Below are 6902 nucleotides of genomic sequence, written 5' to 3'. Positions count from 1 at the left end.
TTTATTACGCGAGCTATGGCGTAATGGTGAGTTACGTCAACTTTGCGGCTTTGACCCTCATTATGGTAGCAAGGCAATTCCTTCTGCTTATGCCTACAGTAGATTTCTTAATCTGATCGACTCTGAAGCTAGCTTAGCGTGAGGCGATCAAAGCACCCACCTAATTCTTAGCTAAAAGTAACATTGAATTTTTGTTTTTTTTGCGCGCAGCGCAAATAGCTCGATTTATTTAAAAATGTGCTCATGATTAAACTTAAGCAGTTGCCTCTTAAAGTGATTGTCGCGAGACGCGACAGACCGTCGCCGAAAATGGCGCCTGAGGAGTGAGCAGCGCAGGAATAGTAGACATATTTCGAGCAGCTTTAAGGACGAGGCCGCCATTTGTAGGTAGGTATGTAGCGTCGCAGCAGATCAATTCAAGAGGAAATTGCTATAAGATGACAATCGTTACTAGGGACACCCCCTAAAATAACCTTGCCAGCAGCAATTAGATTTGCGACTGTCGCTACTAATGAGACGAAAGGCAAAACATTAAATTTATTTTGTTAAATCTTAAAGGAACGCTGGCAAAAGAGCTATGGCTATTTGGCAAAACAAAATAACTGAAACCATTAAGCATTGGCGTCAGTTAATAGTTTTTTTGCGTTCTCCTGATGATTTTCTTCATTTGCATTTGCAGCCAAGTCGTATATTTCTACGTGAAATATATACTTATTTTATTCCTCCATTAGCTATAAGACCGATAACTGTTTTTTTGCGTTCGCTTATTTTAGATGCACCTACTACGGCAATCATTCTCGCTATCAGCAGTTTTATATTGCAGGCAGGGGTTTGGTTAATACTTGGGGCAATATTACCGACAATGGTGCATCAATTTCAGACTCAAATTCGCGAACGTGAGGCTTTATTAATTACCGGTTTTGCATCGCTACCTCTATGGCTTTCTGGTGCGTTATTTTTGGTACCGGATACAGCACCATTATCCCTGTTTTTTGTTTCACGGCTATTCGTTTTCATTTTAGCTCTTTATGGTGCTTTCATTGCCTATCGTGCATTTACTGTTTTAGGTGTAAAACGCGAAGCTTGTGCTCCAATATTAGCCGTTTTTTCAGCGGCATATGCGGTTTTATATTTTATATTATTTGTTGTAATTGGCATTACATCACATATTATTCTTTTCATTTTTACAGCTTAGAGGTTTTTTTATTAAGCATTAATAAAAGGTTGTTTAATGTTTTTTTGGAGGTGGAGTATGCGAAGTTTTTTATTCGCGGTTTTTTTTCTCATCGCCACTACTTCATGTAGCAAAATTATATTTGGTAGTGGTGAATTATTTATTTGGAATGGTAGCGATAGACGTACAGAAGTTACGATTGATGGACGCAGTTCGGCAACACTATCTTTAGTTGGACATAGCGGTGCACGTATCAAAGATGCAGTTGCTGGTACTTATCGTATTGTTGAACGTCGCGATGGCAAAGAGATAACCTATAATTTTGAACTTAAAGATGGCACCAGCGTTATTGTAAATTTAGGCGGTCATAGTTGTTTTGTTCGTACTGATATTTCAGGAATGTATCAATCTGGTCGTGAAAGAGTGCGTTTATTAGAAACTTACGATAAGAGTGACGTAGTCAGTTTAGATCTTTTGTTGCCAGTTATGCCAGGAGAGCCGCTGCCAGCTACTCGTCCCAAGAGTACTTATGCATTTCAAAGATTAAGTGATGTCCCATGTAATATGCTTAATAATGAAGCAAAAATGATAGAATACATTCGTCGTCAAAGATGATAATTGGTTTGCTAAAAAAACAATATAGATGGTAAGCCGCTATTATTACACTAATTGTTGAACAGGGTTATTAGAACATGTTTGGTAAACTACTTTTTATTGTGATAATCACATTAGGGGCAAATATTGCCAATGCTGAAGATATATTAAATGTGTCATATGATCCCACGCGCGAATTATATGTTGAATTCAACAAAGCTTTTAAAGACCATTGGAAATCAAAAACTGGCCAGACAATTAACATAAATCAGTCTCATGGCGGCTCAGGTAAGCAAGCTCGTGCTGTAATCGATGGTTTAGAGGCTGATGTAGTAACTTTAGCATTAGCTTATGATATTGATGCTATTGCTAAACGTAGCGGTCTTTTACCAACTAACTGGCAAAGTCGACTTCCACATAATAGTTGTCCTTATACATCCACAATTGTTTTTTTAACTCGCAAGGGTAATCCCAAAAACATTCGTGACTGGCCCGATCTAGCTCGTCCCGATGTTACGGTTATTACGCCAAATCCTAAGACATCAGGCGGAGCACGTTGGAACTATCTTGCTGCTTGGGCATATGGTTTAGCCGCAGGTGGTAATGATGAAGCCAGAGCTAAAGCTTTTATTACTTTACTTTTTTTAAATGTGCCGGTGCTTGATTCTGGTGCGCGCGGTTCAACGATGACTTTCATTAATCGTAAAATTGGTGATGTTTTAATAACTTGGGAGAATGAGGCATTTTTAGCAAAGCATAAATTTGAAGATGAAGTAGAGATAGTTATGCCATCACTAAGCATTCTTGCTGAACCTCCAGTGGCATTAATTGACAAAATGGTAGATGCTCATGGAACGCGTAAAATCGCCGAAGCTTATCTTGAATATCTATTCACTGAAAAAGGGCAAATTCTAGCTGCTGAGCATTACTATCGACCAACCAGGCCATTGGTCGCTAAAATTTTTGAAAAACAATTTGCAAAAATACGTTTAGTGAGGATTTCAGACTTTGGTGGCTGGGCAGTAGCACAACATCGCCATTTTGATGATGGTGGTGTTTTTGACGAAATATATAAACCGCGTCGTTAGTAAATATATGATGGTTTTACGACATACTATTAGAGCGATATTTAAACCGAAACTAGCAATGCAGCAAATGCGTTTACCTGGCAAAGGGCTTTCGCTTGGCTATAGCATGCTATGGCTTAGTGTTATTGTTGTGATGCCACTTACAGCCTTGGGATGGAAAAGTGCTTCTTTATCATTTGCCGACCTTTTTAATACGCTTGGTGATGTGCGAGTACGTGCTGCGCTATCGTTATCGTTATCAACAGCCGCATTTGCCGCAGCGATAAACGTAGTTTTTGGTTTGATAGTGGCTTGGGTTTTGGTGCGCTATGATTTTTTTGGGCGGAAAATTTTTGATGCGGTTATCGATTTACCTTTTGCTCTGCCAACTGCTGTAGCTGGCATAGCGCTAACTGCGGTTTATGGCCAGAATGGAATATTTGGTGCAGAGCTTGCAAAATTAGGTATAAAAGTTGCCTATACCCCATTGGGCGTTTTGGTAGCGTTAATTTTTGTTGGATTACCTTTTGTAGTGCGTACGGTTCAGCCAATTATTCAAGATCTAAATTCTGATGTCGAAGAAGCTGCCGCCATATTAGGGGCAAATCGTTTTTGTATTTTTCGTCGCATCATTTTACCTGAACTAACTCCAGCATTAGCTACTGGCTTCACCCTAGCTTTTGCGCGGGGGCTGGGTGAATATGGTTCGGTAGTTTTTATTTCAGGTAATTTACCTTTGCGAACAGAAGTTATTCCATTGTTAATTGTCACCAAACTTGAGCAATATGATTATGCTGGTGCAATGATATTGGCTATAGCAATGCTTTTTATCTCATTACTAATTTTATTGTTGCTAAATGCATTATCGCGTTGGCAAAATCGCAGCATGATGACGCCAAATTCGCAAAATACGATAAATGGGGACAGTGTATAACATGAGTGCTTTGCTCAAATTAGCAAAAACACCATCTCAGCACAAACAAACCCCCATATTTTTACGATATGTGCTAATTGTCATAGCTTGTATTTTTGTCGCTATTTTTATTTTAGCTCCTTTAATTGCGCTATTACATGAGGCATTTGCTCAAGGCATAGATGGTTATTTAGATGCTATTGCAGATAAAGAAACCTTCAGTGCTATAAAATTGTCATTGCTAGTTACTTTTATTGCGGTACCCACCAATGCAATTTTTGGTATTGCCGCAGCTTGGGCGGTTACTAAACATGATTTTTTTGGCAAAACTATTTTGGTTACATTTATTGACTTGCCATTTGCGGTTTCACCAGTAGTCGCAGGCTTAATTTATATTTTAGTTTTTGGTCGTCATGGAGTATTCGGACCAATTTTAGATTCACTAGGCATCAAAATTATTTTTGCAACTCCTGGTATTGTTATAGCCACTCTATTTGTTACCTTTCCCATGGTAGCAAGAGAATTAATTCCCTTAATGACCACTCAAGGTCGCGAAGAGGAGCAAGCTGCTCAAGTACTAGGTGCTAATGGTTGGCAGATGTTTTGGCGAGTTACCTTACCAAATATCAAATGGGGATTAATTTACGGTGTAGCAACAAGCACGGCTCGTGCTATGGGTGAATTTGGTGCGGTATCAGTAGTATCTGGCCATATTCGTGGTTTAACTAACACCTTACCATTGCTAGTAGAAATTCGTTATAACGAATATGAATTTGTCGGTGCTTTTGCTTGTGCATCATTGCTAACGCTATTTGCACTCTTTACTTTAGCAATCAAAAGTTATGTTGAATGGCAAAGTAAACAGAATCTAAAACGTGGTGTGATTATGCAGCGAATCGTTGGGCCCATAATTGAGGAGCAAAGTAGTGGCAATCCGGATTGAGCATCTGTGTAAACGTTTTGGTAGTTTCGTAGTGCTCGATGATGTGAGTTTTGCTGTACCACGTGGTGAATTAGTTGCTTTATTAGGGCCATCTGGTGGCGGTAAAAGCACTATTTTACGAATTATTGCTGGTCTTGATTTTGCCGATTGTGGAAAAGTTTATATTGATAATATTGCAGTAGATCATCTTGATAGTAAAGCGCGCCAGGTTGGTTTTGTATTTCAGCATTACGCTTTGTTTCGTCATATGAGCGTAGCAAGCAATATTGCTTTCGGCCTTTCGGTGCAGGGAGTACCGCGTATAGCACAGCGCGAACGAGTACGAGAATTGTTGAGTCTTGTTGGTTTGCACGGTTTAGGTGATAGATACCCAAACCAACTTTCAGGAGGGCAGCGCCAGCGTGTAGCACTTGCTCGTGCTCTTGCTCCAAAACCACGTTTATTATTGCTTGATGAACCCTTTGGCGCAGTAGATACAAAAGTGCGCAAAGAATTAAGAAGATGGTTACGGCGGTTGCATGACGAAGTACACGTTACTTCGGTTTTTGTCACTCATGATCAAGATGAAGCCTTTGATGTCGCTGACCAAGTAGTAATTGTAAACCAAGGTCGTATTGAGCAAGCAGCTAGTCCGCCAGAAATCATTGAACAGCCGGCTAGTGAATTTGTCGCCAGTTTCTTTGGTGAAGTGAATATTTTTAATGCTATTGTGCAAGACGGACAAGCTATTGTGGGTGCACTTACGACACCAGTAGATGATATTGCAGATGGAACGAATGTCCATTTACTAGTGCGAAGTTATGATTTTAAGCTGTGGCAAGATGAAAATGGCGTTGGTACTATTAAACGCATAACTTCACTTGGTGATCGCGTGAGTATAACTGCAGATATTGATGGAGTAGGGATGATTAATGCGCATTTTCCCCAAAGTAGCGATTTGCTTGATGGTTTAAATGTCGGCTCACGTATTGCAGCAGAGATTGCTTTTGCCCGGGCTTATCCGGTTTAAGATAGTATTTATATATTTTACATTTGGATGAATGCTGGTTTTTGCTGGTTATCGCGTTTTAGGACAGGTCATTAAATATTTGAAGTTACACATAAATACGAGTTATCTTAATTATAATAGTTTAAATTCAATTAGGGCGTGTCCCTAAATATAAAATAACTCGTAGAGTCATTCCCGCGAAAGCGGGAATCTAGTTAAAAATATAATTATTGCACAGAGATCATGTTTATGATCTACGCTGGTTATGTCAGCAAGACGTATGTTAAATGAGCGGCAATGGGGCAAAATCACTACGTTTCTAGAACAAGAACATAGTTGTGGTAGGCATGGAATTAATGACCGTAATTTTATAGAAGCAGTTTTATGGTGGCGACGAACAGGAGTACCATGGCGAGATTTACCAGAAGAATTTGGTCCATGGAAAACTGTATTTAATCGTTTTGATAGGTGGTCAAAATCAGGAAAATGGGATCGGCTATTTTATTTCCTGCAAAGTGATATCGATAACGAATGGCATAGCATTGATAGCACTACTAACCGTGTTCATCAGCACGGAGCAGGTGGCAAAGGGGGATTAATAAGAATGCTATTGGCCGTTCAAGTGGTGGTTTAAGCACTAAAGTACATCTTGTGGTAGATGCTTTAGGTTTGCCTGTAGAGTATAAAATTACCGAAGGTCAACGACATGATCTTGTTGTAGCCTCTGACTTGATTGAACGTATCAAACCTAACTGTTTACTAGCGGATAAAGCGTATAATTCCGATGCATTTAGACAACAATTGAATCATCTACAATGCATTGATGTTATTCCACCAAAGGTTAATCGTATAGTCACTATAGATTATGATAAAAATTTATATCAGGCTCGTTCGGAAATAGAGTGTACATTCAATTTATTAAAACAGGCACGTCGTTTTGCAACGAGATATGAAAAGACTTTGCGCAATTATGCAGCGGTTATCGCTATTGGTTGCAGTATGTTATGGCTTCGTATTTAAAAAACATCTCAGATGGGGGAGAAAAATGTTTAAGCAGCCTGCAGTTTACATACTTGCTAGTAAACGCAATGGTACACTCTATATAGGTGTAACTAGTGATTTGGTTAAGCGTGCTTGGCAACATAAAAATGGCATAGCGGGTGGTTTTACAAGTCGTTATAATGTTCAATATTTAGTTTATTATGAGCTACTTGATGATATGC

General features: G+C 39.2%; 9 protein-coding genes. All 9 read left to right on the top strand.

Annotated features, from left to right (window positions below; genetic code table 11):
• Positions 1 to 577: 577 nt before the first annotated feature.
• The gene (locus JW841_05685; GenBank protein ID MBN1960417.1) at positions 578 to 1195 is read left to right on the top strand and encodes a hypothetical protein; all 618 of its coding nucleotides are present in this window, start codon (positions 578 to 580) and stop codon (positions 1193 to 1195) included.
• Positions 1196 to 1252: 57 nt separating this feature from the next.
• Positions 1253 to 1789, top strand: coding sequence for a hypothetical protein (locus tag JW841_05680; GenBank protein MBN1960416.1), 537 nt, complete (start codon positions 1253 to 1255; stop codon positions 1787 to 1789).
• Positions 1790 to 1866: 77 nt separating this feature from the next.
• Entirely contained in the window at positions 1867 to 2856 is a 990-nt protein-coding gene (locus tag JW841_05675; protein MBN1960415.1) for a sulfate ABC transporter substrate-binding protein, read from the top strand.
• Between the two features lie 58 nt (positions 2857 to 2914).
• A complete protein-coding gene (gene cysT, locus JW841_05670; GenBank protein MBN1960414.1) occupies positions 2915 to 3769 on the top strand; it encodes a sulfate ABC transporter permease subunit CysT in 855 nt (284 codons plus the stop codon).
• 1 nt (position 3770) lies between these two features.
• The gene (gene cysW / locus JW841_05665; protein MBN1960413.1) at positions 3771 to 4691 is read left to right on the top strand and encodes a sulfate ABC transporter permease subunit CysW; all 921 of its coding nucleotides are present in this window, start codon (positions 3771 to 3773) and stop codon (positions 4689 to 4691) included.
• Positions 4675 to 5700, top strand: coding sequence for a sulfate ABC transporter ATP-binding protein (gene cysA, locus JW841_05660; GenBank protein MBN1960412.1), 1026 nt, complete (start codon positions 4675 to 4677; stop codon positions 5698 to 5700). The genes cysW and cysA overlap by 17 nt, the downstream gene beginning before the upstream one ends.
• A gap of 244 nt (positions 5701 to 5944) precedes the next feature.
• A complete protein-coding gene (locus JW841_05655) occupies positions 5945 to 6313 on the top strand; it encodes an IS5 family transposase (protein MBN1960411.1) in 369 nt (122 codons plus the stop codon).
• Positions 6274 to 6699, top strand: coding sequence for an IS5 family transposase (locus tag JW841_05650; GenBank protein MBN1960410.1), 426 nt, complete (start codon positions 6274 to 6276; stop codon positions 6697 to 6699). Before JW841_05655 ends, JW841_05650 begins: the two co-directional genes overlap by 40 nt.
• A 25-nt stretch (positions 6700 to 6724) precedes the next feature.
• Positions 6725 to 6902, top strand: a 178-nt coding sequence (locus JW841_05645) for a GIY-YIG nuclease family protein (GenBank protein MBN1960409.1), incomplete at its 3' end; no start/stop codon positions are given.

The sequence above is a fragment of the Deltaproteobacteria bacterium genome (assembly GCA_016931625.1).
GTDB lineage: Bacteria > Myxococcota > XYA12-FULL-58-9 > XYA12-FULL-58-9 > JAFGEK01 > JAFGEK01.
Note: the sequence above shows the minus strand (reverse complement) of the source record. Positions and strands in the feature narration are given on the sequence as shown.

Coding starts and splice junctions, on each gene's coding strand:
- JW841_05685 (MBN1960417.1), top strand. CDS start 578: ATGGCTATTTGGCAAAACAAAATAACTGAAACCATTAAGCATTGGCGT.
- JW841_05680 (MBN1960416.1), top strand. CDS start 1,253: ATGCGAAGTTTTTTATTCGCGGTTTTTTTTCTCATCGCCACTACTTCA.
- JW841_05675 (MBN1960415.1), top strand. CDS start 1,867: ATGTTTGGTAAACTACTTTTTATTGTGATAATCACATTAGGGGCAAAT.
- cysT (MBN1960414.1), top strand. CDS start 2,915: ATGCAGCAAATGCGTTTACCTGGCAAAGGGCTTTCGCTTGGCTATAGC.
- cysW (MBN1960413.1), top strand. CDS start 3,771: ATGAGTGCTTTGCTCAAATTAGCAAAAACACCATCTCAGCACAAACAA.
- JW841_05655 (MBN1960411.1), top strand. CDS start 5,945: ATGTCAGCAAGACGTATGTTAAATGAGCGGCAATGGGGCAAAATCACT.